The 24,931-nt window shown below is 28.2% G+C and carries 20 protein-coding genes and 12 tRNA genes; 31 read left to right on the top strand and 1 reads right to left on the bottom strand.

Features of this window, described 5'->3' with window-relative positions; all coding sequences use genetic code 11:
• Positions 1-48 precede the first annotated feature (48 nt).
• The 20 genes from ACRCZX_RS09305 (at position 49) to ACRCZX_RS09210 (ending at position 10,107) form a co-directional block, all read left to right on the top strand.
• A tRNA-Asn gene (locus tag ACRCZX_RS09305) sits at positions 49-124 on the top strand.
• A gap of 112 nt (positions 125-236) precedes the next feature.
• Complete coding sequence (locus ACRCZX_RS09300) at positions 237-1,850, top strand: hypothetical protein (protein WP_438582645.1); 1,614 nt, start codon at positions 237-239, stop codon at positions 1,848-1,850.
• Positions 1,850-3,085, top strand: coding sequence for an exopolysaccharide biosynthesis polyprenyl glycosylphosphotransferase (locus ACRCZX_RS09295; RefSeq protein WP_438582644.1), 1,236 nt, complete (start codon positions 1,850-1,852; stop codon positions 3,083-3,085). The genes ACRCZX_RS09300 and ACRCZX_RS09295 overlap by 1 nt, the downstream gene beginning before the upstream one ends.
• Before the next feature lie 2 nt (positions 3,086-3,087).
• Positions 3,088-3,888 (top strand): glycosyltransferase family A protein, encoded by an 801-nt coding sequence (locus tag ACRCZX_RS09290; RefSeq protein ID WP_438582643.1) that lies wholly within the window; start codon positions 3,088-3,090, stop codon positions 3,886-3,888.
• Positions 3,885-4,955: a glycosyltransferase gene (locus ACRCZX_RS09285; protein ID WP_438582642.1), complete on the top strand. Its 1,071-nt coding sequence runs from the start codon at positions 3,885-3,887 to the stop codon at positions 4,953-4,955. Before ACRCZX_RS09290 ends, ACRCZX_RS09285 begins: the two co-directional genes overlap by 4 nt.
• Positions 4,940-6,061, top strand: a complete 1,122-nt coding sequence (locus tag ACRCZX_RS09280) for an EpsG family protein (RefSeq protein ID WP_438582641.1) — start codon at positions 4,940-4,942, stop codon at positions 6,059-6,061. The genes ACRCZX_RS09285 and ACRCZX_RS09280 overlap by 16 nt, the downstream gene beginning before the upstream one ends.
• 13 nt (positions 6,062-6,074) lie before the next feature.
• Complete coding sequence (locus tag ACRCZX_RS09275; RefSeq protein ID WP_438582640.1) at positions 6,075-7,190, top strand: glycosyltransferase family 4 protein; 1,116 nt, start codon at positions 6,075-6,077, stop codon at positions 7,188-7,190.
• Positions 7,172-8,158, top strand: coding sequence for a glycosyltransferase (locus ACRCZX_RS09270; protein WP_438582639.1), 987 nt, complete (start codon positions 7,172-7,174; stop codon positions 8,156-8,158). The genes ACRCZX_RS09275 and ACRCZX_RS09270 overlap by 19 nt, the downstream gene beginning before the upstream one ends.
• 9 nt (positions 8,159-8,167) lie before the next feature.
• Positions 8,168-8,929, top strand: coding sequence for a glycosyltransferase (locus tag ACRCZX_RS09265; RefSeq protein ID WP_438582638.1), 762 nt, complete (start codon positions 8,168-8,170; stop codon positions 8,927-8,929).
• A 193-nt stretch (positions 8,930-9,122) separates the two neighbouring features.
• Positions 9,123-9,210: transfer RNA gene (locus ACRCZX_RS09260), tRNA-Leu, on the top strand.
• Between the two features lie 16 nt (positions 9,211-9,226).
• A tRNA-Met gene (locus tag ACRCZX_RS09255) sits at positions 9,227-9,302 on the top strand.
• Positions 9,303-9,334: 32 nt separating this feature from the next.
• Positions 9,335-9,410 (top strand) — tRNA-Gly (locus ACRCZX_RS09250).
• 8 nt (positions 9,411-9,418) lie between these two features.
• Positions 9,419-9,494: transfer RNA gene (locus ACRCZX_RS09245), tRNA-Lys, on the top strand.
• Between the two features lie 8 nt (positions 9,495-9,502).
• Positions 9,503-9,579: transfer RNA gene (locus ACRCZX_RS09240), tRNA-Arg, on the top strand.
• Between the two features lie 3 nt (positions 9,580-9,582).
• A tRNA-Ile gene (locus tag ACRCZX_RS09235) sits at positions 9,583-9,659 on the top strand.
• Positions 9,660-9,665: 6 nt separating this feature from the next.
• Positions 9,666-9,740, top strand: a tRNA-Glu gene (locus ACRCZX_RS09230).
• A gap of 3 nt (positions 9,741-9,743) precedes the next feature.
• Positions 9,744-9,827, top strand: a tRNA-Ser gene (locus ACRCZX_RS09225).
• Positions 9,828-9,856: 29 nt separating this feature from the next.
• Positions 9,857-9,932, top strand: a tRNA-Phe gene (locus ACRCZX_RS09220).
• Positions 9,933-9,951: 19 nt separating this feature from the next.
• Positions 9,952-10,027: transfer RNA gene (locus tag ACRCZX_RS09215), tRNA-Val, on the top strand.
• 3 nt (positions 10,028-10,030) lie between these two features.
• Positions 10,031-10,107, top strand: a tRNA-Asp gene (locus ACRCZX_RS09210).
• A gap of 222 nt (positions 10,108-10,329) precedes the next feature.
• Here ACRCZX_RS09210 and ACRCZX_RS09205 read toward each other — a convergent pair.
• Positions 10,330-11,541, bottom strand: a complete 1,212-nt coding sequence (locus tag ACRCZX_RS09205; RefSeq protein ID WP_438582637.1) for a NupC/NupG family nucleoside CNT transporter — start codon at positions 11,539-11,541, stop codon at positions 10,330-10,332.
• Positions 11,542-12,032: 491 nt separating this feature from the next.
• Here ACRCZX_RS09205 and yaaA point away from each other — a divergent pair, with 491 nt between their 5' ends.
• The 11 genes from yaaA (at position 12,033) to pth (ending at position 24,904) form a co-directional block, all read left to right on the top strand.
• Entirely contained in the window at positions 12,033-12,239 is a 207-nt protein-coding gene (yaaA, locus tag ACRCZX_RS09200; RefSeq protein WP_438582636.1) for a S4 domain-containing protein YaaA, read from the top strand.
• Positions 12,240-12,269: 30 nt separating this feature from the next.
• The gene (gene recF / locus ACRCZX_RS09195) at positions 12,270-13,370 is read left to right on the top strand and encodes a DNA replication/repair protein RecF (RefSeq protein ID WP_438582635.1); all 1,101 of its coding nucleotides are present in this window, start codon (positions 12,270-12,272) and stop codon (positions 13,368-13,370) included.
• Positions 13,348-13,899, top strand: a complete 552-nt coding sequence (locus ACRCZX_RS09190; RefSeq protein WP_438582634.1) for a DUF721 domain-containing protein — start codon at positions 13,348-13,350, stop codon at positions 13,897-13,899. Before recF ends, ACRCZX_RS09190 begins: the two co-directional genes overlap by 23 nt.
• Entirely contained in the window at positions 13,892-15,796 is a 1,905-nt protein-coding gene (gyrB, locus tag ACRCZX_RS09185) for a DNA topoisomerase (ATP-hydrolyzing) subunit B (protein ID WP_438582646.1), read from the top strand. The genes ACRCZX_RS09190 and gyrB overlap by 8 nt, the downstream gene beginning before the upstream one ends.
• Positions 15,797-15,838: 42 nt before the next feature.
• On the top strand, positions 15,839-18,298 hold the full coding sequence (gene gyrA, locus ACRCZX_RS09180) for a DNA gyrase subunit A (protein ID WP_438582633.1): 2,460 nt from the start codon (positions 15,839-15,841) through the stop codon (positions 18,296-18,298).
• A gap of 39 nt (positions 18,299-18,337) precedes the next feature.
• Positions 18,338-19,111 carry a hypothetical protein gene (locus ACRCZX_RS09175; RefSeq protein ID WP_438582632.1) on the top strand — a complete coding sequence of 258 codons (774 nt, stop codon included), beginning with the start codon at positions 18,338-18,340 and terminating at the stop codon, positions 19,109-19,111.
• Positions 19,112-19,115: 4 nt separating this feature from the next.
• A complete protein-coding gene (locus ACRCZX_RS09170; RefSeq protein ID WP_438582631.1) occupies positions 19,116-19,577 on the top strand; it encodes a YfcE family phosphodiesterase in 462 nt (153 codons plus the stop codon).
• Between the two features lie 25 nt (positions 19,578-19,602).
• Complete coding sequence (gene pheS / locus ACRCZX_RS09165; RefSeq protein WP_438582630.1) at positions 19,603-20,619, top strand: phenylalanine--tRNA ligase subunit alpha; 1,017 nt, start codon at positions 19,603-19,605, stop codon at positions 20,617-20,619.
• A gap of 15 nt (positions 20,620-20,634) precedes the next feature.
• A complete protein-coding gene (gene pheT / locus ACRCZX_RS09160) occupies positions 20,635-23,028 on the top strand; it encodes a phenylalanine--tRNA ligase subunit beta (RefSeq protein WP_438582629.1) in 2,394 nt (797 codons plus the stop codon).
• Between the two features lie 29 nt (positions 23,029-23,057).
• On the top strand, positions 23,058-24,266 hold the full coding sequence (locus ACRCZX_RS09155; protein ID WP_438582628.1) for an L-serine ammonia-lyase: 1,209 nt from the start codon (positions 23,058-23,060) through the stop codon (positions 24,264-24,266).
• 71 nt (positions 24,267-24,337) lie between these two features.
• Positions 24,338-24,904: an aminoacyl-tRNA hydrolase gene (gene pth, locus ACRCZX_RS09150; protein ID WP_438582627.1), complete on the top strand. Its 567-nt coding sequence runs from the start codon at positions 24,338-24,340 to the stop codon at positions 24,902-24,904.
• Positions 24,905-24,931 lie beyond the last annotated feature (27 nt).

The following is a 24,931-nucleotide window of genomic DNA, read 5'->3' as shown; positions in this document are numbered from 1 at the left end:
GGGGGGCAGCCCCCTGGGAGGATAGGAAGTTGCCAATCTTAAAAAAGTGCTTCTTTAGCTCAGTTGGTAGAGCACACGACTGTTAATCGTGTTGTCGCTGGTTCGAGCCCAGCAAGAAGCGCCATTTTTTTATTTTTTGTAAACTTTTTAGAGCTTAAAGGCTCTTTTTTTTATACATTTATTTCTATATAGTGTATAATGTTAAAGAATCATTAAAATATCAAAAGGGGTGAAAAATGATAAAAAGAGAAAAAATACTAACATTACTAATTTCAGTAATAATAATAATAGTAAGTATTGGTTTTATATTAAATCGGAAAAAATTAGAAACAAAATTAGAAACAAATCAAATTTTATCTAATATATATAAAAAAAATGAAAAGAAAAAAAATGAAAAAATATTTTCAACTAAATTAAAAGATAATAGATTAAAAATAATATTAGAAGAATTATCACCAGATAAAACTGCAATAGCAATTTTAATTTTAAATGATAAAGAACTAGTAAATTTTATTAATAATGGAGATATTAATTCATATATAGAAAATAAAGATTATGACAAAGCTATAAAAAATGCGAAAGTTATAAAAAATATAGAAGAACTATCTTTATTATCACCAGAACTAGGAAAATACTTCAGGGAAAATTTAATAAAAAATAATTTTGATACATTTATAAAAATTATTGAAAATAGACCCGAAGTTATAAAAATTAAAAGTAGAATAACTAAACTTTTACCAGTTAAAAATAGCGAGGTTACTTTTAAAGAGCTTTCAGAAGCTAAATTGATACAAATAAGTGAAATTCTTTCTAAATCCCCTTTAACTATTGAATTTGCAGAAAAAAAAGATTTAAAAAAATATAATCTTGAAGAAGTTGTCGAGATAAGCAAAACATTATATAGCATAGGTTTAGTAAGCCCATTATTAGCAATAGAAATAGGAGATATGTTAAAAGGACTCGATATTAGAAAAGCTTCATTATATGGAGATTTATATGTAAAAGATGAAAAATTTGAAAAACAAATAAAAAAAGAGTATGAAAAAGGTAATTTTACATTTGATAATCCATTTTTAAAATACAATCCTTATGGAAGAACACCATTGGCTTATGGAATGAAATATGGTAAAAATGAAAAAGTAGATCTTCTGAGAGTGACAGTTTTAGGTATGGGAGGAATGCCAAATTTTGTGTATGAAAAAAAATACTTTCCAGGTGAATTATTTCCAATAGTGGGATTATATCCAAAAGTAGAAAATACTATTTTATTAGAAGAATTAGAACCAACTAGTAAAAAAATATTAAAAACTAAAAAAATAAAGTTAAAAACTGATTCAGTAGATGATAGATTACCTTCAATATATATAGAAAAAAGAATAGTTAATAGTATTCAACCAGGATTTAATTTAGTATCATACAACTTGGAAAAAGAAGGAATACCTTTTGCTTTTGATAGTATGGGAAACATAAGATACATATTAAAAACTGGAAAAGAAATGAGAAAAGTGAGAGTAGAAAAACAAGATTATGGAGTTTGGGAAGTAAAGAATGATGAAGATGAGTTTCAGTTAAATATATTAGGAAAAATTTTAGGAAGAATAGGAAAAGAAGAAGAGGATTTGATTGCTCAAAATAAAAAAACGAAGTACCTTGTTAGAAATAATAATATTTTAACAGTAGTTTCTTATATAAGTGGAGCATATCCTTCTGCATTATTTTCAGAATATGGTTTAGACTCAAAAGATGAAATTTTTAAAGCAATAATATTTTATGATAAAGATAGTGCAAAAGAAAATTTAATTGAAGATGGAGAAAGAGTAATTCTCTATGAAGGAGATAGTGAAAATTAATGTTAAAATTATTTTATTCTGGATTTTTAGTAGTTGTATTTTCAATGTTGATAAATTTATTTAGTTTAACTTCAGAAATAAGTTTAATAGGGTTTATATTATTAAGTTTCATTTTATTAGGAATTTATTTGTTTGATTTAATGAATTTTGATACACCAAAGTATTCATTAAAAAATTATTCAACAGTTATAGCATTAAATACATTCTTTTTTTCAATTTGGTATTTGATCAGTTGGGATTTTTGGTTGATAGTATTTTGTGTTTTATTCACTTCAATAAATATATTTTTAAGGGATATTATAAATATATTTGTATACAGAATAAAACCTGTGACAATATATGGAAGTGGAGAATTAAAATCTAATTTGGAAAAAAGTTTGAAAAAACTAGAGGGTTATCAATATATAAATTTTAAAGATGAAATAGAAAAATTAGAACTATTTGTAGAGGAAAAAGAGATTAAATTATTACTTTTAGGCGAAATAAAGTTAGAAGAAAAAGAGATTGAAAAAATATTGAAGATTAAGTTAAAAAATACACGTGTAATGGGATATTTGGATTATATGCTAGAAGTTGAAAATAAAATAGAAGTTTCACATATTAATGAAGAGTGGTTACTTAATGCTTACGGATTTGAAATATTAAGAAGTAAATTTCAAAATAGATTAAAAAGAATATTTGATATTGTAATGTCTTTAGGAATAGGATTATCAACATTTCCAGTTATGATAATAGCTGCTATAGTTGTTAAATTAGAAAGTCCAGGGCCAATAATTTATTCTCAAGCAAGAGTTGGAGAAAATGAAAAAGAGTTTTTAGTATATAAATTTAGAAGTATGTCAGTAGATGCTGAAAAAGATGGAGCAAAGTGGGCTCAAAAAAATGATCCAAGAGTTACTAAATTTGGTAATTTTATGAGAAAAACAAGAATTGATGAGTTACCACAGTTATTTAATGTAATAAAGGGTGACATGAGTTTTATAGGTCCAAGACCTGAAAGAATGGTATTTATAAAAGAGTTGGAAAAAAAAATCCCATATTATGGATTGAGACACATGATAAAACCAGGTCTTACAGGTTGGGCACAAGTTATGTATCCTTATGGAGCTACAGTAGAGGACGCAAAAAACAAGTTGGAGTATGATCTTTACTATATAAAGTGCTATAATTTATATTTAGATATAATTATATTATTTAAAACTTTAAAAACAGTTCTTTTTGGAAAAGGAAGGTAAAAATGATAACTGTATTTACACCTACTTATAATAGGGAAAAAACTTTAAAGAGATTGTACGAAAGTTTAAAAAATCAAACGGTAAAAAATTTTGAATGGGTAATAATTGATGATGGCTCTACTGATAATACTGAAAATTTGATAAAAAAATTCAAAAAAGAAAAAAAGGTTCCAATTGTTTATAAAAAAGAAAAAAATGGTGGAAAGATGAGAGCCATAAATAAAGGCGTAGCTTTGGCTTCTAAAAAACTTTTTTTTATTGTAGATAGTGATGATTATTTGAGTGAAAAAGCTATAGAAATTATAACAGAAGAAGAAATAACTCTACCAGAAGATTATGCTGGATTTGTTTTTAGAAAAGTTGAAATTTCTGAAGATGGAAAAGTTATAAAAGAAAATGACAGCTTTGGTGAATATCAAATAGACAGTAATCCAATAGATATTTTTTATAACAAAAAAATTTTTGGAGATAAAGCAGAAATTATAAAAACTTCAATAATGAGAGAATATCCTTTCCCAGAAATAAAAAATGAAAAATTTATACCAGAAGGATATATTTGGAATCAGATAGGTGAAAATTATTCATTTAGATATATTGATAAAGGTATATATTACTATAGATACTTAGAAGATGGATACACTAAAAAATTTCGAGAAGTTTTAAAAAACAATCCTCAGGGTTTAGGGTTATATTATAGATATATGTTGAAGAAAAAAATTCCTTTAAAAAATAAAATAAAATTTATAATAAGATTAATTCAATCTGTTTATTATGAAATTAGAAAAAATAGGAGAATAAAATGAAAATACTTCATATAATAACATCTTTAGAATTGGGTGGAGCAGAAAAATTACTTTTAGACTTGATTCCAGCTCAAAAAAGAAAAGAAGCAGAAGTAGAGTTATTAGTTTTAGATATGAAAGGCGAAAAATTTTTACAAGAGTATGAAAAAAGAGGTATTAAAGTTCATATAACAAAAACAAATAATAAATTTAGTTTTAAAAATATTTTTGAGATATCAAAAGTATTGAAAAATGGAAAATTTGATATAGTTCATGCTCATTTAATTCATGCACAAATTTGGACAAGTTTAACAAAAATTTCAAATAAAAAAATAAAGTATATAACAACTGAACACAGCACTCATAATAGAAGAAGAGAGAAAACTATATATAAAATTTTAGATAAATTTATATATAACTCGTTTCACAAAGTTATAGCTATTTCAGAACCGACAGCAAGAGAGCTCATAAAATGGACAGGAATGAGCTTCAAAAAAATAGAAGTTATACCAAATGGAGTTTCGTTGAGAACCTTTATGGGCAAGCCTAAAGAGCGTAAAAACAACTCTTTAATTATGGTTTCTAGATTTCACTCTTCAAAAGATCATTTAACTGTAGTTCGTGCATTAGAAAAACTTCCTAAAGAGTATACTTTAACATTTGTTGGAGAAGGTGAAACTGAAGAAATTATCAAAAGAGAAGTTTTAATGTTGAAATTAGAAGATAGAGTACAATTTTTAGGGTATTCAAATTCAGTTTCGGCATTATTAAAAAGAGCAGATATAGCTATACAATCATCAAATTTTGAAGGATTTGGTTTGACTGCTTTAGAAGCAATGGCATCTGGGACTCCAATAATAGCTAGTAATGTAGAAGGGTTGTCGGATATAGTACTTCATGGTGGATTACTTTTTAAAGTTGGGGATGTTAATGATTTGGTTCAGAAAATAATTTCTCTTGAAGATAAAGAATTATATTTTGAAAAAAGCAAATCAGGAATTCAGAAAAGTTTACTATATTCTATAGAAACAACGTCTAAAAAGTATCTAGAATTGTACAATGAGGAGTTAGGATGTTCTTCATACTAATAGCTTCTGTTTTAATTTTATTAGGAATATACGATATATTTTCAGAAAATCAAAAAATAAAAGATAGAATGTTGAAATCAATTTTAATTTCTTTGATTTTTATACTTGGTACTAGAGGTTTTTTAGGCTGGGATTGGTATTTTTATTATCCTTCATTTATGAATGGAACCTATATTTATGAAAAAGGTTATATGATTTATTCATCTTTAATTAGTGGTGTTTTTAAAGACTATATTTTTTACCAAGTAGTGACAACAACCATTGATTTTATAGCGTTATATTATGTTTTAAAAAGATATTGCAAATATAATATAATGGCTTTTGCTATTTTTTTTAGTATTCAAGGTTTACATATTGAAGTAGAATTATTAAGAAATATAAAAGCTATAATTTTATTTTTATTTTCATTAAGATATATAGAAGAAAGAAAAATAATTCCTTTTTTTATTTTGAATATAATAGGAATATCTTTTCATATGAGTGCAATTTTATATCTACCTATGTATTTTGTTTTAAACTATAAATATAAAAAACAAGTTGTATTAATCTTTTTTATAGGTGGAAGTTTATATTATTTATCAAATTTTAAAGGAATTCAAAATTTAATAAATTTAAATTGGAGTTTTTTACCACAGATTTTAGAAAATAAAATATTAAATTATAAAGAGTTTGTTTCTAAAAATATAGAGAGAGAATTTAATTTTTATTATTTAGAAAGAGTGATATTGTTTTGTTTAGCTTACAAGTATGAAAAAAATAATATATTGAAAAATAGTTTGTATATTTGGGTAATGATTTTTCTATTTACTTCAGAATTATCAATAGTATCTTTAAGAATTGGAGTTTTATTTGTATATAGCTCATGGTTTATTTTAACAAGGAGTATAGAAAAAGTAGAAAATAAATATCTAATAATTTCAATCGTTATTTTTTTATGTGGAAATAGAATTTGTAGAAGTTTGTTATTTCCAGGAAATATTATAAATTATAAATATGAAAATGTATTTTTTTATGGCTTAGATTATAAAAAAAGAGAAAGTGAAATAATAAAATCAAAAATTTATTTAAAAGAAAGTTATGGAAAAGAGCTCTTAATTCAATATTAATGTGAGGTATTTTATGAAAAAATTAAAAATATTTTTTACTGCTAATGTTCTTTGGGATATTTATATATTTAGATATGGAGTTATAAAGTCTTTAATAGAGGACGGACATGAAGTTGTTGTTGTAGCACCAAGAGATTCCAGAATAGATTTTCCTAAAGAGCTCAAAATAAAACACATTGAAATAGATTTGAGTTTAAGAGGGGTTAATCCTATAAAAGACTTCAAACTATTTTTACAACTTAAAAAAATTTATAAAATAGAGCAGCCTGATATTGTATTTCATTATACTATAAAGCCTAATATATATGGGACCTTAGCTGCAAAAATAGAAAATGTTAAAAATGTAGCTGTGCTAACAGGGTTGGGGTATTCGTTTGTTGAAGGTGGAATTGTTTCTAAAATAGCGAAAATATTGTATTCATTTTCATTGAAGTATGCAAATGAAGTGTGGGTTTTAAATGAGGATGATAAAAATACGATAGTTTTTGAAAATATTTTAGAATCTAAAAAAATATTCATTTTGCCAGGTGAGGGAGTTGATGTTGATAGATTTACTTCTCGAAAAAGAGTTGAAAATTCAAAGATAGTCTTCTTAATGGTTGCAAGGGCTTTTTATGATAAAGGTGTGAGAGAGTATGTTGAAGCGGCGAAGATTACAAAAGAGAAAGGTTTTTCTGTCGAATTTTGGTTTTTAGGAGCTCTTGGTGGAGATAGTAGAAATGGAATAGACAAAGTTGTAATGGATCAGTATGAACAAGAAGGTATTTTAAAATATTTAGGTCATAGAAAAGATGTAGAAGAGGTTATAAATTCTTCAGACTGTGTTATTTTGCCATCTTATAGAGAGGGTGTATCAAAAGTACTAATGGAAGCGGCAAGCATGGAAAAACCTATTATAGCCACGAATGTAACTGGTTGTAAAGAAATTGTTGAAGATGGCAAGAATGGTTTTTTAGTGAAAGTTAAAAATGTAGAAGATTTAGCAGATAAAATTCAAAAATTTATAGAATTATCTTTTGAAGAAAAAAAAGAGATGGGTAAAAATGGAAGAATAAAAATTCTTCAAGAGTTTGACGAAAAAAAAATAATAGAGATTTATAGGAGAAAACTATGGAGCTTACAATTATAGTGCCTGTTTATAATGTTGAAAAGTATTTAAAAGATTGCTTAGATAGTATATATAAAATTAATACTATCAAATATGAGGTTATTTTAGTGAATGATGGATCAAGTGATAGTAGCTTAAATATTTTAAAAGAATACTATAGCTTGTACCCTAATTTCACAAAAATAATAGACAAAGAAAATGGAGGGCTTTCTTCAGCTAGAAATGCTGGAATTAGAGAAGCAAGAGGAGAGTATTTATCTTTTATAGATAGTGACGATATAATTGATTTTAAAGGTTTTCAAGATTTTTTTAAAGAGGGGCAAAAATTAGATTTAGATGTAATGGTTGGTAACATGAGATATTTTACAGAAGATAAAATTGGAGAACCGTTATTTAGGTCTGAAGAGATTAAAGATTTTACAGTAGGAAAAGGAACAAAATTTTTTTTAACATTATTTGAAGGGACAAAATGTTTTAGAGAAGAAGTTGTAGATGATATATATAAAAGAGAATTTATTTGTGAAAACAAATTATATTTTCATGATAATTTAGTTCATGAAGATAGTTATTTTACACCAATGGTTTATTTGAAAGCTAGAAAAGTAAAATATATAGATATAGCATTTTATTATTATCGTCAAAGAAGTGGCAGCATAATGAGTTCTATAACAGAAAATAGTATCAATTCATTAGAAAATATATGTTATATGTTATTAAGTGAATATATAAAAACAGATGATTATGGAAGAAAAGCTTTATCGAAATTATTACCAAGTTTTTATAAAGTAGTATTATATAGACATATAAATTCAGGTAATGATTACAAAGAAAAACTAAAGAATTATAGAGCTATATTTAAAGAAGTTAAAGGTGTAAAAAATAAAAATTTAGAAGAGATTTTGATTTATATTTTTCCAAAAATTCCAAATTTATTAAGAGGTTTATTGGGGAAAAAAATAGGAAATTCACAAAAAATACCAAAATTTTAGGAGAGATTTATGGAAAAAAAAATACACTATATTTGGTTGGGAAAGGGTTCTAAACCAAATATTATGGATGTTTGTATAAATTCATGGAAAGAAAAATTACCTGATTATGAAATAATTAAATGGGATGAAGATAATTTAGATTTTTATAATGAAATTGAAAAAAACAAATTTTTAAAAGAATGTTATAAAAGAGAGTTATGGGCATTTTTATCAGATTATTTTAGAGTTAAAATTTTGTATGAACATGGTGGAATATATTTAGATTCAGATATGCAAATTTTAAAATCTTTGGACATTTTTTTAGATGATAAATTATTTTTTGGAATGGAAGATTTAAATCAAGTAAGTGCAGGTATTATAGGAGCAAAAAAAGGACATATATTTTTTAAAAAAATGTTGGAATTTTATGAAAAAGATATTTGGAATATAAATATATATACAATTCCAGCAATAATTCAACACATTTTAAAAAGAGATTACAAATTTAAAAATAACTCTGAAATACAAGAGTTGGATGATGGAATAAAAATATATCCATCTCAGTATTTTTATCCTTACCATTTTACAGAAGAATTTTCTTTTGAAAAAATAACAAAAGATACATTTGGAATTCATTGGTGGGGTAAAAGTTGGCATGGAAATAATAAGAAACTTTACTTTTTAGAGTTTAAAACTTTAAAAAATTATAAAAAAATATTTGTAAATTTACTTATTTTTTTTAATATCTTGGAATTTTCAAGAAAAATATATGAAAAAAATAAAAAAAAATAAAAAGGATGTATTTTTTTTTATGCTCATAAAACCATTGTAAACAAAGGTTTTATGAGCATAAAAACTGACAAAGTATAAAAAACATTAAAAAAAGTAAAAAAACATGTTGACTTTGTTTATTATTTATGATATTATTATTAATGTCCGTGAGGGAAAGCGAAAAGCGAAAGCAACAAGCACCTTCAACTAGGAAGCCTGGGTGGCGGAATAGGTAGACGCACGGGACTTAAAATCCCGAGCTATCTGATAGCGTGCCGGTTCGATTCCGGCCCCAGGCACCATTTAAATTTAACATATCGCGGGGTAGAGCAGTTGGCAGCTCGTCGGGCTCATAACCCGAAGGTCGTTGGTTCGAATCCAGCCCCCGCCACCAAAACAACTAAATAGTAAAGATGGAATTAATATGCGGGAGTAGCTCAGTTGGTAGAGCGTCAGCCTTCCAAGCTGAATGTCGCGAGTTCGACCCTCGTCTCCCGCTCCATAAAATATGCGTTATTAGCTCAGATGGTAGAGCACACGACTTTTAATCGTGTTGTCACTGGTTCGAGCCCAGTATGACGCACCATCACAAACGTGTTTGTAGCTCAGTTGGATAGAGCAACGCCCTTCTAAGGCGTGGGTCAGGGGTTCGAATCCCTTCAAGCACACCATACGGATCCATAGCTCAGTTGGTTAGAGCACTCGGCTCATAACCGAGTGGTCGCTGGTTCGATTCCAGCTGGATCCACCACTAACCGCCCCGTTCGTTCAACGGTTAGGACAATAGATTTTCACTCTATAGACAGGGGTTCGATTCCCCTACGGGGTACCATATGGAAGGTTACCCTAATTGGTAAGGAACCGGTCTTGAAAACCGGCGTCGTAAGACTTCAGAGTTCGAGTCTCTGACCTTCCGCCATAAGGTACTAAGGTAAGTATCAAAATGATGCCCAGATAGCTCAGTCGGTAGAGCAGGGGACTGAAAATCCCCGTGTCGGTGGTTCGATTCCGCCTCTGGGCACCATAAAAAAATCTAATAGCAAGGAAGCATAGCTCAGTTGGGAGAGCACCTGCCTTACAAGCAGGGGGTCACTGGTTCAAGTCCAGTTGTTTCCACCATATGGGGGTGTAGCTCAGTTGGTTAGAGCGCATGCCTGTCACGCATGAGGTCGCGAGTTCGACCCTCGTCACTCCCGCCATAAAAAGATTTTTAAAGATGTAGAGATACATCTTTTTTTTTATTTACTTAAAAACATAAACTGTGGCGAAAGAAATATAAAAATTAAACTGAGTAATACTATATTGTTGGCTAAATAAAAAAGGAGAATTCTTTAAGAATTCTCCTTTTATTTTGTTAGTTTTTATTTTTGTAATTTATACCTAAACAATTACAGAAAATAAAGTTATGATTGAAAATAATCTTAGAAGAATAATCCTGCAATAACTCCATTTAAAAGGGATGCAAGGAAACCTCCTAAAACAGCTCTCATACCAACTTGAGCAATTTCACTTCTTCTATTAGGGGCGATAGCTCCAAGAGCTCCAATTTGCAATCCTAAAGATGCTACATTTGCAAATCCAAGAAGAGCAAAACTCATTATAGCTATTGTTTTTTCAGAAAGACCAGCTAAATTTTTTGTAAAATCAACATACGCAACAAATTCGTTAAGAACCATTTTTTGACCAAGTAAACTACCTGTATAAACAGCTTCTTTCCAAGGAACTCCCATAGCATAAGTGATAGGTGCGAATAAATATCCTAATATTATTTGAAGAGTTATGTGGATACCAAATAAATCTCCAATGCCACCTAGAATCATGTTGACAAGAGAAACTAAAGCAATGAAAGAGATCAGAATAGCTCCTATTATTAACGCGATATTCATACCGTCGATAGTACCTTTTGCAGCAGCTTCAATTACGTTAACAGAATCACTTTTTGTGAACTCAATTTTTTCATCTTCAGAATCTTCTTGAGTTTCAGGCATTATTAGTTTAGCAAAAACTAATCCACTTGGAGCTGCCATAAATGAACCTGCAATAAGATATTTCATAGGAACACCAAGTGCAGCATATGCTGCAAGAGTTGAACCAGATACAGATGCAACACCACATGTTAAAACTGCAAACAGTTGAGATCTACTCAAATTAGCAATGTAAGGTTTTATAACTAAAGGGGCTTCTGTTTGACCCAAGAAAATATTAGCCGCTGCAGAAACAGATTCAGCATCTTTTGTTCCTAAAAGTTTAGATATTCCACCACCAATATATTTAATAACAAATTGCATAACACCAATATGGTATAATACTGATATTAAAGCACCAAAGAAAATAATAAGAGGTAAGACATTAAAAGCGAAAACAAATCCAATATTACTTGAAGGTCCAACAGCTCCTCCAAAAACAAATTGTATTCCTTCGTTAGCTTGAGCAATAACTTTATTAAATCCATTTGAAACTGATTGAAGAGCAAAAGCTCCTGCGGAAGTTTTCATTACTAAAAATGCAAATCCGAATTGAAGAGCAAATCCAGCTAAAATTGTTCGCCATTTAATATTTTTTCTATCATAAGATAGAAGATAACCTAAAAATAAAATTACAAAAATTCCGAATATACTTCTCAGTACGGGCACATTACCAGCTCCTCTATAATTATATTGTTATTTTGATAGTACTATCAAAAATCACTTCATCCTTTTAATTATATTCTAAAATATATAATATCCATAGGACAAATTGCCTAGTAAAAAAAAATAAATGTATATCATTTGAAAAATTGATTTTAATTTTAATTTTTTATTTCAAAATTATAACAAAAAAAACTTAAATGAAACTAAAAGTTTGTAAAATAACATCAAATATTAAGATGTACACTTTTTTTTGTAATTAAAAAAAGAGATTTTAAATTAGAAAGTAGTATAAAAACAATATATAATATACATTTTTTAGAATTGAAAACAAACTAAATGTCTTTTAATTGGAAAATTAAAAAAAACAAATGTAAATACAAAGAAATCATATTTTAGAAGGCGAATCCACCTATGAGAGACCTATAAAATTATAGAAATAAAGTTAGTTTTATGGTAAAATATATAATGAACTAAAAATATTCAGGAGGGTTAAAATGCAAGAGATAAAAATTTCTACAGAGTACATTAAATTAGATCAATTCCTTAAATTTACTGGTGAAATTGGAACTGGTGGACAAGCAAAAGAGCTTATTTTAGATGGTCAAGTAAAAGTTAATGGAGAAATAGAAGAAAGACGTGGAAAGAAACTTTATCCAGGATACAAAGTGGAATTTTTAGGATTAATATTTATAGTTGCTTAATTTTACTATAATTTTGAGGTGATAAATACATTGGAAATTCTTGAAATGAATTATATAAATTTCAGAAATCTTGAGGATAGAAATATACAATTTTCACCAAGGTTTAATTTGTTTTTTGGGAAAAATGGCCAGGGGAAAACTAGTATATTAGAAGCTATTTATTTTAGTGCAACCGGAAAAAGTTTTAGAACCTCAAAAAATATAGAGTTAATAAAATATAATAAAGATAAAATGGGTAGTTATATATCATATAGAGACTTAATTTCTGAAAAAACATTAAGTGTAAAAAGTGATAAAAAAAATAAAGAATACAAATATAATAATAAAAAAACTTCATTTGATGAATTTTATGGAAAGATAAATGTAATAACATTTATTCCAGAAGATATAGAGTTAATTATGGGAAGTCCAAGTTTCAGAAGAAGTTTTTTTGATTCTGAAATAGCCCAAAGTAACTATGATTATTTTAAAAATTTAAAAAATTATAACAAAATTTTAAAAATACGTAATAAATATTTAAAAGAGAAAAAAACAAAAGAAGTTATATTTTCAATTTATGAAGAGGAATTTATTAAATCAGCTTCAAAGATAATATTGAAAAGAATAGAATATGTTAAAAATATATCAATAATATTAAATCTGAATTACAGAAAACTCTTTGATGATAAGAAAGAGTTATGTTTGAAATATGAAAGTTTTATTGGCGAATTTAAGGGATTGAATTTAGAAAAAATAGAAGAAAAAATTAAAGTTAAAATAAATGAATTGAAAGATCAAGAAATTAAATATGGATATTCTTTAGTTGGACCTCAAAGAGATGATTTTAAATTTATTTTAAACAATAAAGATGCTAAATCTTATTCTTCTCAAGGAGAAAAAAAATCAATAATATTTTCTTTAAAACTTTCAGAGATAGATATGGTAATAAGAGAAAAAAGAGAAGCACCAATTTTTTTGATAGATGACATAGCATCATATTTTGATTCTGTAAGAAAAGATAATATTATTGATTATTTAAAAAAAAGAGAATTACAAGTTTTCATTAGTTCAACATCTGATTTGAATATAGAATCTAAAAACTTTAGAATTGATAAAGGAGAAATTCAAAATGGGAATCATGAATGTAAGTGAAGCAGTAGAAGAAGCCATTCTTAAAAGTAAAAAGTTAAAAGAGGGAATAATAAGAGGGCATTGGAAAAATATTGTGGAAAAGCTTTCAGAAAAGAGTGAACCACTTTGGATAAAAGAAGGAATTTTATATGTAGTAGTAGAAGATACAATATACCTTCATCATATGTCTATGAACAAAAATAAGTATCTAAAAAAAGTTCAAGAAACTTTGAAAGTTGACTATGTTAAAGACATAAGATTTAAAGTTTCTAAAGTTCAAAAATGTGATTATTCAGAATTTAAATATGAAAAAATTGTGATCGAAAAAAAAGAAGAATTTATTTCAGAACTCAAAGAATTAAGTTTAGAGGAAAAAATATGTATTTTAAAAAGAAAGGCAAAAGAAAGAGAACAAGCCTTAGAATTAAAAGGATACAAGAAGTGTAGTGTTTGTGGAATGATGTTTTTAGGAGAAGCAGAGGTATGCAAGCTTTGTTCTTTAAAAGATGTTAAAGATAAGGTATTGGAGGATAAAGATGACAATGAATAATTATGAAGCAGAAAATATTACGGTTCTAGAAGGGCTAGAAGCTGTAAGAAAAAGACCTGGAATGTATATTGGAACAACTTCAGAAAGAGGGCTACATCATTTAGTTTGGGAAATTGTGGATAATTCTGTTGACGAAGCATTAGCTGGATTTGCAACGAAAATTGAGGTTTCAATATTACCAGATAATATAATTGAAGTAACAGATAATGGAAGAGGAATTCCAGTTGATATTCATCCAAAATATGGGAAATCAGCATTAGAAATAGTTTTAACAGTTCTTCATGCAGGAGGAAAATTTGAAAATAACAACTATAAAGTTTCAGGTGGACTTCATGGAGTTGGAGTTTCAGTAGTTAATGCTCTTTCTGAATGGACAGAAGTTACAGTTAGAAAAGTTGGAAAACTTTACTATCAAAAATATAATAGAGGAGTTCCAGAAAATGATGTTGCAGAGATTGGAGTTTCTGAAAATACAGGTACTACTGTTAGATTTAAAGCAGATCATGAAATTTTTGAAACTTTAGTATACAGTTTCTCAACTCTAGAAACAAGATTAAAAGAATTGGCTTATTTAAATAAAGGACTAAAAATAGTTTTATCTGATTTAAGAAAAGAAACTCCTAAAACTGTTGATTTAGAATTTGAAGGTGGAATTTTAGATTATATAAGAGAGATTGAAAAAGATAGTACAGCTATAATAAAAGAACCATTTTATATGAGTGGAGAAGTTGATAATGTTTCTGTAGAAATTGCTATGACATATAATACAAATCAGAGAGAAACAATTTATTCTTTTGTTAATAATATAAATACTCATGAAGGTGGAACTCATGTAAGTGGATTTAGAACTGCTTTAACAAGAATTGTGAATGATTTAGGTAAAACAACAGGTCTTATAAAAGACAAAGATGGAAAACTTCAAGGTTCTGATATAAGAGAAGGTTTAACTGCAATAGTTTCTATAAAAGTTCCACAACCTCAATTTGAAGGTCAAACTAAAACAAAATTAGGAAACAGTGAAGTAACAGGAATAGTTTCAGCAGTAGCTGGATCACAAATAAAAATGTATTTAGAAGATGCACCAAACGATCTAAAAATCATAATTGAAAAAATACTTAATTCTAAAAGAGCAAGAGAAGCAGCACAAAGAGCAAGAGAATTAGTACTTAGAAAATCAGCTTTAGATATAGGATCTTTACCTGGAAAATTGGCGGATTGTTCTTCAAAAAATGCTGATGAATGTGAAGTTTATATAGTTGAGGGAGACTCAGCAGGAGGATCTGCAAAACAAGGAAGAAATAGATCATTCCAAGCTATTTTACCACTTAGAGGAAAAATAATAAATGTTGAGAAATCTGGACTTCACAGAGCATTGGAAAATGCAGAAATAAGAGCTTTAGTTACTGCTTTTGGAACTAGTATAGGTGATAACTTTAATATAGAAAAGTTAAGATATGGAAAAATAATAATAATGACCGATGCCGATGTTGATGGAGCTCATATCAGAACTTTAATTTTAACATTCTTCTATAGATATATGGTAGATTTAATTCATAACGGAAATATTTATATAGCACAACCACCTCTATATAAAATTACTCAGGGAAGATCGATGTCTTATGCATATAGTGATAGACAATTAAAAGAAGTTTTAGCAAACTTTGAAGGAGAAGAAAGAAAGTATAGCCTTCAGAGATATAAAGGTCTAGGAGAGATGAACCCAGATCAATTATGGGAGACAACTATGGATCCAGATACAAGAACTTTATTAAGAGTTTCAATAGATGATGCTAGAGAAGCAGATATATTATTTGATAAATTAATGGGTGATAAAGTTGAACCAAGAAGAGAATTTATAGAGGAACATGCAGAATACGTAAAGAATCTTGATATATAAATACCGATAGCAATAAAAAGAATGTTCTAGGAGGGAAAAGTAATGTCTAATGTAAATAATAGATATATAGAGGAAGAGTTAAAACAATCCTATCTAGATTACTCTATGAGTGTAATAGTTAGTAGAGCTTTACCAGATGTAAGAGATGGATTAAAACCAGTGCATAGAAGAATTTTATTCGCTATGAACGAAATGGGAATGACAAGTGATAAAGCATATAAAAAATCAGCTAGAATAGTTGGAGAAGTTTTAGGTAAGTACCATCCACATGGAGACTCGGCTGTATACAATACAATGGTAAGAATGGCTCAAAGTTTTGCTTACAGATATGAATTAGTTGATGGACATGGAAACTTTGGATCAATAGATGGAGATTCAGCAGCAGCGATGAGATATACTGAAGCTAGAATGTCAAAAATAAGTAATGAACTTTTAGAAGATATTGATAAAGATACAATTGATTTTAGAAAGAACTTTGATGACTCTTTAGATGAGCCAATTGTATTACCAGCAAAATTACCAAATCTTTTATTAAATGGAGCAACAGGAATTGCAGTAGGAATGGCAACTAATATTCCACCACATAATTTAGGTGAAGTAATAGATGGAATTTTGGCTTTAATTGAAAATAGAGATATTACACCAGTAGAGTTAATGCAACATATAAAAGGACCAGATTTCCCAACTGGAGGAATAATAGATGGTGAAGCTGGAATATATGATGCTTATACTACTGGAAGAGGAAGAGTAAGAGTAAGAGGAAAAGTTGAGATAGAAGAAACTAAAGCAGGAAGACAAAGTATAATAATCAATGAAATTCCTTATCAACTTAATAAATCTTCATTAATTGAAAAAATAGCTAATTTAGTAAAAGAAAAAAGAATTGTAGGAATATCGGATTTAAGAGATGAGTCAGATAGAGATGGAATTAGAGTTGTAATTGAATTAAAGAAAGGTGAAGAACCAGAGTTAGTTTTAAATTCACTATATAAATATACAGAGTTACAGACAACATTTGGAATAATTATGCTAGCTTTAGTAAATAACATTCCAAGAGTTTTAAATTTAAGAGAAGTTTTAAATGAATACTTAAAGCATAGATTTGAAGTTGTAACAAGAAGAACAAAATATAATTTAGCTAAAGCTGAAAGAAGAGCTCATTTACTAAAAGGATTTATAATTGCTCTTGAAAATATTGATAGAGTAATTCAAATTGTTAGAGGTTCAAGTGATGGTGCTGAAGCAAGAGTGGCTTTAATAGATAAATACGGATTCTCAGAAGAACAATCTAAAGCAATATTAGATATGAAGCTTCAAAGATTAACTGGGCTAGAAAGAGATAAAATTGATAAAGAACACGCTGAATTAAAAGCTTTAATCATTGGATTTAACTCAATTTTATTAGATGAAGCTAAAGTTTATGAAATCATAAAAGATGAATTAAAAGAGATAAAAGAAAAGTATGATGACCCAAGAAGAACTAAAATTGAAAAAGAAAGATTAGAAATAAGACCTGAAGACTTAATCAAAGATGATAGTGTACTAGTTACAGTAACAAATAAAGGTTATGTAAAAAGAATGGAATTGGATAAATATAAAGCTCAAAAAAGAGGTGGAAAAGGAGTTTCTACTCAGAATACCATAGAAGATGACTTTGTTGAAAGAATGGAAGTTATGTCTAACTTAGACACGATGATGATATTCACAGATAAAGGTAGAGTTTTCCATTTAAAAGTTTATCAAATTCCAGAATCTTCAAAGCAAGCTAGAGGAAGACTAATTGGAAACCTTATAAAGCTAGGAGAAGATGAAAAAGTTAGAGAAATAATAAAAATAAGAGAGTTTAGTCAAGATAAAGAACTTGTATTTGTAACTAGAGATGGAATGGTTAAAAAAACAAATCTAAGTGGCTACAAGAATATAAATACAGCTGGACTAAAAGCTATAAAATTAAGAGATGGAGACGATATAATATTCGTTGGAATTTTACCAGTTGAATCAACAGAGCAGATATTCTTAGCAACAAAATTAGGACAATCAATAAGATTCTCTAAAGATGATGTTAGAGTAACTGGAAGAGATACAAGTGGAGTAAAAGGAATCTCACTTAAGAGAAATGATAAAGTAATATCAGCTTTACTGATTGATGATACATCAAATGAAACAATCTTAACTATAACAGAAAATGGTCATGGAAAAAGAACTAGAGTAGATGAATATCCATTACAATCTAGAAGTGGAAAAGGTGTTATAAACATAAGATGTAGTGATAAAAATGGAGATGTTGTTGCAGTAAAACCTGTTAAAGATGAAGATCAGTTAATGGTTATAACATCTTCTGGAATAGTTATTAGAACACCAGTTAATCAAGTTTCAATAATTGGTAGAGCAACTCAAGGTGTGAAAATTATGAGAGTAAATGAATCAGAATCTGAAAAAGTAGTTTCAATTGCAAGTTTTAAAGAGGAAGATGCAGAAATAGAAGAAACAATTCAAGAATAATTTAAATTTGATAATATGAAATTTATAGGAGGAGTTGTTATGAAAAAAGTTTTAGTTATATTTGAAGAAGAATCAAAAAAAAATATATTGATAGATAGTGCTTTATTTTTTAAAGATAAATTTGGATATGAAATAGTTCCTCTATATATAAAAGATATAAGAAGGGAAGAAATAATTCCTGCAACAATGGATGGAATGATACTAAACTTTAATAACGACCCTTTCTCTGAAGAAGCAAATTCTTTAGAAGAGATGAAAATGAAAAAAATTCAAGAAAAAATAAAAGATAAGGGAATAGATTCTACTTTAAATGTAGAATCTGGTTTTCCTTGGGATATAATAAAAGAGTATATGAAAACTACAGATTTATTGATACTTGAAAAACGATTAACTCTTTCAGACACAGCACTTATGATTTTAAAAAATCATTTTAAACCAATCATAATGATTGGTGAAAAAGCGATTACTTCTTTTGATAAAATTGGAATTTCTAGTGATGATGGAACAAAAATACATAAAAGTATGTTTTCTTTTATAAATATTTTTCCTGAAATTAATTATTTTTCAATGTTTACACTTCGTTATAAAATTGAAAAAAATTTATTAATGAAATATTTAGAAGATAAAGAAAAAAAAATAAAATATGAAAATTTTGATGGCGATATTGCAAAAGATAGATATTTACAAGAAGTGAATAAATTGGATTTGTTAATTATGGGAAATCTCAATAGCAATTATTTTGTAGAAAAAATAATTGGTAAAAAAGGATTAAGTATTATGGAAAAATCAAAAGTATCGATATTTATAGGATGAGAATATGAAAATATTAATAATTACAGATTCTCATGGAAACATGGGAGAAATTTATGCTATAATAGCACAAGAAAATCCAAGCTTAGTTATATGGACTGGAGATCATAGTAGTGATGGAGAAGAGTGTTCATTTTTATTTCCAGAAATTAGGTTTTATATAGTAAAAGGAAATTGTGATTTTTTTGATAGAAAATTTAATAATGAAGAGATCTTGGAGATAGATGATATAAAAATATTTATTACACATGGACATCTTTATAATGTGAAACAAAATCTATTAGAATTAGAAGCAGTAGCAGAAAAATATAAAGTAAATGCTGTTTGTTTTGGTCATACACATATACCATATTTTAATGAAAAATCAGGAATAAAGTACTTTAATCCAGGGGCTTTAAAGGATAATAGATATGGAGTATTATTAATAGAAAACAAAGAGCTATTTTTTAATTGTAAAGAGATAAAATAATAAAGCCTTGTTTAGGAGGAAACAGATGAAAAATAAGTTGAATGCTTTAAAGGATGAAGCTAGTTTAAATATCCAAAAAGCAGAAACATTACAAGAGATAGATGATATTAGAGTTAAGTATCTAGGAAAAAAAGGTGATTTTACAGAAATATCTAAATCAATGAGAGATTTATCTCCAGAAGAAAGACCAGCGTTTGGCCAAATGGTAAATGAAGTAAAAAACTTTATAACAACTTTAGTTGAAGAAAAAACAAACGATATAAAAAAAATAGTAAAAAAAGAACAATTAGAAACAGAAACTTTAGATATATCTCTTCCTGGAAGAGCAGTTTCTACAGGTGGATTACATCCAATAACTGAAACTATGAACTTTTTAAAAAATATATTTGTGGAAATGGGATTTGATGTTGCAGAAGGACCAGAAGTGGAGTTTACTTCATATAACTTTGATGCATTAAATATACCAGAAACACATCCATCAAGAGATTTACAGGATACTTTCTACATGAGTGAAAATGTTGTATTAAGAACTCATACATCTCCAGTACAAGCGAGATATATGAAGAAACAACAGCCACCATTTAGAATGGTTTGCCCAGGAAAAGTTTATAGAAATGATTACGATATTTCTCACACTCCTATGTTCCATCAAATGGAAGGATTAATGGTAGGGCCAGATGTATCTTTTGCTAACTTAAAAGCTATGTTAGAGCAATTCGTTACTAGAGTATTTGGAGAAACAAAAGTAAGATTCAGGCCACATTTTTTCCCGTTTACAGAGCCGAGTGCTGAAATGGATGTACAATGTGTTATTTGCAAAGGAGATGGTTGCAGACTTTGTAAGCATACTGGTTGGTTAGAAATAATGGGATGTGGAATGGTAGACCCAGCAGTTTTAGCAGCAGTAGGATATGATTCAGAAGAGGTATCTGGATTTGCATTTGGAATGGGAATAGAAAGAGTTACAATGTTAAGATATGGTATTGATGACTTAAGAGCATTCTTTGAAAACGATGTAAGATTCCTAAAGCAATTTAAATAAAAGGTGGAGGCATAAATGTTAATTTCGTTGGATTGGTTGAAGCAATATGTCGATATAAAAGAGGACATAAAAGAGTTAGAGAACACTTTGACAATGATAGGTCAAGAGGTTGAAGCTATAGATGAACAAGGAAAAGACTTAGCAAAAGTTCTTATTGGTGAAGTAACAGAATATGGAAATCACCCTGAATCTGAAAAGTTAACTTTGTTAAAAGTTAATATAGGAGAAGAAGAGGAACTTCAAATTGTTTGTGGTGCACCAAATCATAAATTAGGTGATAAGGTTGTTGTTGCAACAATAGGAGCTGTATTACCTGGTGATTTTAAAATAAAAAAAAGTAAAATAAGAGGAATAGAATCTCAAGGAATGCTTTGCTCTGAAGTAGAATTAGGTCTTGGAACTGATGGAGATGGAATAATTATCCTTCCAGAAAATGCTCCATTAGGAGTAGAATATAGAGAATATAAAAAATTAAATGATGTTATATTTGAATTAGAAATTACACCAAATAGACCAGATTGTTTATCTTATATAGGAATAGCAAGAGAGATAGGTGCTTATTATGGTAGAAAAATAAAATGGCCTGAATTTGAATCAAAAAGTATAATTGAAAGAATAAACACAGGACATATAGATATTAAAATAGAAGATAAAGATAGATGTAAGAGGTTTGCTGGAAAAGTTATAAAAAATGTAAAAGTTAAAGAATCTCCAGAATGGTTAAAAAATAGATTGATTTCTATGGGATTAAAACCAATAAATAATGTTGTAGATGCAACAAATTATATTTTATTTGAATGTAATCAACCTTTACATGCATACGATCTATCTAAAATTTCAGATAGAAAAATTATAGTTAGAAAAGCAGTTCAAGGTGAAAAAATAGTAACTTTAGATGGGATAGAAAGAGAACTTAATAAAGAAGAACTTATTATTGCAGATGCTGAAAAACCTTTAGGAATAGCTGGAATAATGGGTGGAGAATCTTCTAAAGTTACAGAAGAAACAACTGAAATTTTCTTAGAGTGCGCTTATTTCACACCAGAAAACATTAGAAAAACATCTAAAGAGTTAGTTTTATCAAGTGATTCTTCATACAGATTTGAAAGAGGTTTAGATATAGAAAATACTGTAGAAGTTCTAGAAAGAGCAGCTCAGCTTATATCTCAATTAACTGAAGGAGAACTGTTAGAAGGTAATATTGATAAATATATCGAAAAATATGAAAAAATAGAAATTCCTTTAAATTTAGAAAAATTAAGAAAATTCGTAGGAAAAAATATTGAAATTGATATAGTTGGAAAAATTCTTACAAATTTAGGTATAAATATAAAAACTTTAAATTCAACTACTATATTAGCAACACCACCTTCTTATAGAGGAGATCTTACTAGAACTGCAGATTTATATGAAGAGATAATAAGAATGTATGGATTTGAAAATATTGAAAATAAAATGCCAGAAGAAAGTATTAGACCAGGAGTAAAAGATTCAATGACTGTTGTAGTTGATGAAGCTAAAGAGATTCTTGCAAAATTAGGATTACAAGAAGTTATAAACTATAGTTTTATATCAAAAGATGCTATAAAATTATTGGGAATAACTGAGCCAACTTTAGAAATTACTAATCCTATAAGTGATGATATGGCAGTTATGAGACCAACTTTAATTTATAGCTTATTATCTAATATTAAAGACAATTTAAATAGAAATCAAAATGGAATGAGATTTTTTGAAGTTTCAAGAGTATTTTCACCGAAAGATGATGGATTAGCAAATGAAACTTTAAAAGCTTCTATAGCTTTAGCTGGAAGAAATTCTAAATCGTTATGGAATCCAAAACCAGAAGCAATGGATTTTTATACTTTGAAAGGATTTGTTGAAAAATTCTTAGAGTACATAGGAGTAACGAGATATCAATTAGATAGATCAGAAGATAAAAATTTCCATCCAGGAAGAAGTGCAGATATAAGAGTAGGAAAAATAAAAATAGGAACTTTTGGAGAAATTCATCCAGAAATTGCTGAGAATATGGATTTAAAGAGAGAAAGAGCATACGTAGCAGAGTTAGACCTAACTTTATTACTAAACTATAGAGCTAAAAAACTTAAGTATGAGAAAATAATTAAATATCCAGAAGTTACTAGAGATTTAGCGGTTGTATTAGAAAGAGGGACTTTAGTAGGGAAGATGCTAGAAGACATTAAAAAATCATCAAATCTAATAGAAAATGTTGCTATATTTGACGTTTATGAAGGAGAAAAAATAGAATCTGATAAAAAATCAGTTGCTATAAGCATCGTTTTAAGAAAAAAAGATGGAACTCTAGAAGAAGGCGATATCAATATAACTGTTGATAAAATCTTAAAGTTAATATCTAAAAATTATAACGGAGAGATCAGACAATAGAAAATTAATTAAAAGTTCAGGAGGAAAAAATGGATTCACTAAGAGAATTATTTAAAGTAGGAAATGGACCATCAAGCTCTCATACAATGGGACCGGAGAGAGCAGCAAAAAGATTTAAAGCAGAAAATCCATCTGCAGAAAGTTTTAAAGTAGAGTTATATGGATCACTTGCATTAACAGGAAAAGGACATTTAACTGATCATGTAATAATAGAAACATTAAAACCTAAATCTACAGAAATAGTTTGGATGCCAGAATATGTACATCCGTACCATACTAATGGAATGAAATTTATAGCTTTAGATAAAGATGGAAATGAATTAAAATCGTGGTTATCATTCTCTGTTGGTGGAGGAACTCTTATGGAAGAGGGACAACAAAGACAAGGTGGATCAAAAGTTTATTCATTTGGAACAATGCAAGAAATTATGCAATGGTGTGACAAGTATAAAAAAGAATTATGGGAATTTGTAACTGAGAATGAAGGAGATTCAATTTGGTATTTCTTAGATCAAATAAGAACAGCATTAGAAGAATCTGTGCAATCAGGTCTTTCTAAAAATGGTATTTTACCAGGAACAATAAGATTACAAAGAAGAGCACAATCGTTCTATAGAAAAGCTAGAAATGATAAATCTAGAGGTGGATTTGTTGGAAGAATATTTGCATATACACTAGCTGTTTCTGAAGAGAACGGAGGTGGTGGTAGAGTTGTAACTGCACCTACTTGTGGAGCTGCAGGAGTAATTCCAGGATTAATGTATGCATTAAAAGAAGAGTATAATTTATCAAATGAAGAAGTGCTTAAAGGACTTGCAATTGCAGGTTTAATAGGTAATATAATAAAAGAGAATGCAACTATATCAGGAGCAGAAGGTGGATGTCAAGCAGAGGTTGGATCAGCTTGTGCAATGGCAGCAGCAATGGCTTGTTTTATATTAGGTGGATCATTAGAGCAAATCGAATATGCAGCAGAAATGGCATTAGAGCATCACTTAGGATTAACTTGTGATCCAGTTGGAGGATACGTACAGATTCCTTGTATAGAAAGAAACGCAGCAGCAGCAGTAAGAGCTTTAGATGCCGCTCAGTATTCTTTATATACAGATGGAAAGCATAGTATCTCATTTGACCAAGTTGTAAAAACAATGGGTGAAACAGGAAAAGATTTAAAAGATGAATACAAAGAAACTTCATTAGGTGGACTTGCAAAATATCACTTTGATGGAAATTGCTAATAAAAAAATTTTAAGAAAGAGAGAATCTTTGATTCTCTCTTTCTTTGTAATTATAAATTCTAGGAGGAAAAATGAAGTTAATAGTAGGATTAGGAAATCCAGGTAGAGAGTACGAAAGAACAAGACACAATGTAGGATTTGATATAATTGATGAATTTGCTCAAAAAAATGGATTTAATCAATTTAAAGATAAGTTTCAAGGAATGATAACAGAAAAAACGATAAATGGAGAAAAAGTTATTTTATTAAAACCACAGACTTATATGAATTTAAGTGGAAATTCTGTTGTACAAGTCGTTAAATTTTATAAAATAGATCCAGTAGATGAATTAGTTGTAGTTTATGATGACATGGATTTACCTTTAGGTAAAACAAGAGTTAAGATAAATGGAAGTGCTGGTGGTCATAATGGAATAAAATCTATAATATCTCATTTAGGATCTAATTTTATAAGAGTGAAATGTGGAATTGGAAAAGCTAAAAATAAAGATGAAAATATAAATTTTGTATTGAGTAAATTTACAAAAGAAGAATCAGAATTAGTTGACCCTATGTTTTTAAGCATAAAATTTTTATTGGAAGATGTAATTAAAGATACTGAAATAGATAAAATAATGCAGAAATATAACAAAAAATAAATCGTGAAAGTGATTTTTTTTTTAGAA

Origin of the sequence: Cetobacterium sp. (assembly GCF_051658645.1) — a bacterium.
GTDB lineage: Bacteria > Fusobacteriota > Fusobacteriia > Fusobacteriales > Fusobacteriaceae > Cetobacterium_A.
Note: the sequence above shows the minus strand (reverse complement) of the source record. Positions and strands in the feature narration are given on the sequence as shown.

What these genes read in the sequence shown, in the direction of transcription:
- yaaA (WP_438582636.1), top strand. Translation starts at nt 12,033, where the DNA reads ATGCAAGAGATAAAAATTTCTACAGAGTACATTAAATTAGATCAATTC.
- gyrB (WP_438582646.1), top strand. Translation starts at nt 13,892, where the DNA reads ATGAATAATTATGAAGCAGAAAATATTACGGTTCTAGAAGGGCTAGAA.
- ACRCZX_RS09280 (WP_438582641.1), top strand. Translation starts at nt 4,940, where the DNA reads ATGTTCTTCATACTAATAGCTTCTGTTTTAATTTTATTAGGAATATAC.
- ACRCZX_RS09270 (WP_438582639.1), top strand. Translation starts at nt 7,172, where the DNA reads ATGGAGCTTACAATTATAGTGCCTGTTTATAATGTTGAAAAGTATTTA.
- ACRCZX_RS09275 (WP_438582640.1), top strand. Translation starts at nt 6,075, where the DNA reads ATGAAAAAATTAAAAATATTTTTTACTGCTAATGTTCTTTGGGATATT.
- ACRCZX_RS09190 (WP_438582634.1), top strand. Translation starts at nt 13,348, where the DNA reads ATGGGAATCATGAATGTAAGTGAAGCAGTAGAAGAAGCCATTCTTAAA.
- ACRCZX_RS09265 (WP_438582638.1), top strand. Translation starts at nt 8,168, where the DNA reads ATGGAAAAAAAAATACACTATATTTGGTTGGGAAAGGGTTCTAAACCA.
- ACRCZX_RS09170 (WP_438582631.1), top strand. Translation starts at nt 19,116, where the DNA reads ATGAAAATATTAATAATTACAGATTCTCATGGAAACATGGGAGAAATT.
- pth (WP_438582627.1), top strand. Translation starts at nt 24,338, where the DNA reads ATGAAGTTAATAGTAGGATTAGGAAATCCAGGTAGAGAGTACGAAAGA.
- ACRCZX_RS09285 (WP_438582642.1), top strand. Translation starts at nt 3,885, where the DNA reads ATGAAAATACTTCATATAATAACATCTTTAGAATTGGGTGGAGCAGAA.
- ACRCZX_RS09155 (WP_438582628.1), top strand. Translation starts at nt 23,058, where the DNA reads ATGGATTCACTAAGAGAATTATTTAAAGTAGGAAATGGACCATCAAGC.
- ACRCZX_RS09290 (WP_438582643.1), top strand. Translation starts at nt 3,088, where the DNA reads ATGATAACTGTATTTACACCTACTTATAATAGGGAAAAAACTTTAAAG.
- ACRCZX_RS09175 (WP_438582632.1), top strand. Translation starts at nt 18,338, where the DNA reads ATGAAAAAAGTTTTAGTTATATTTGAAGAAGAATCAAAAAAAAATATA.
- gyrA (WP_438582633.1), top strand. Translation starts at nt 15,839, where the DNA reads ATGTCTAATGTAAATAATAGATATATAGAGGAAGAGTTAAAACAATCC.
- pheS (WP_438582630.1), top strand. Translation starts at nt 19,603, where the DNA reads ATGAAAAATAAGTTGAATGCTTTAAAGGATGAAGCTAGTTTAAATATC.
- ACRCZX_RS09300 (WP_438582645.1), top strand. Translation starts at nt 237, where the DNA reads ATGATAAAAAGAGAAAAAATACTAACATTACTAATTTCAGTAATAATA.
- ACRCZX_RS09295 (WP_438582644.1), top strand. Translation starts at nt 1,850, where the DNA reads ATGTTAAAATTATTTTATTCTGGATTTTTAGTAGTTGTATTTTCAATG.
- pheT (WP_438582629.1), top strand. Translation starts at nt 20,635, where the DNA reads ATGTTAATTTCGTTGGATTGGTTGAAGCAATATGTCGATATAAAAGAG.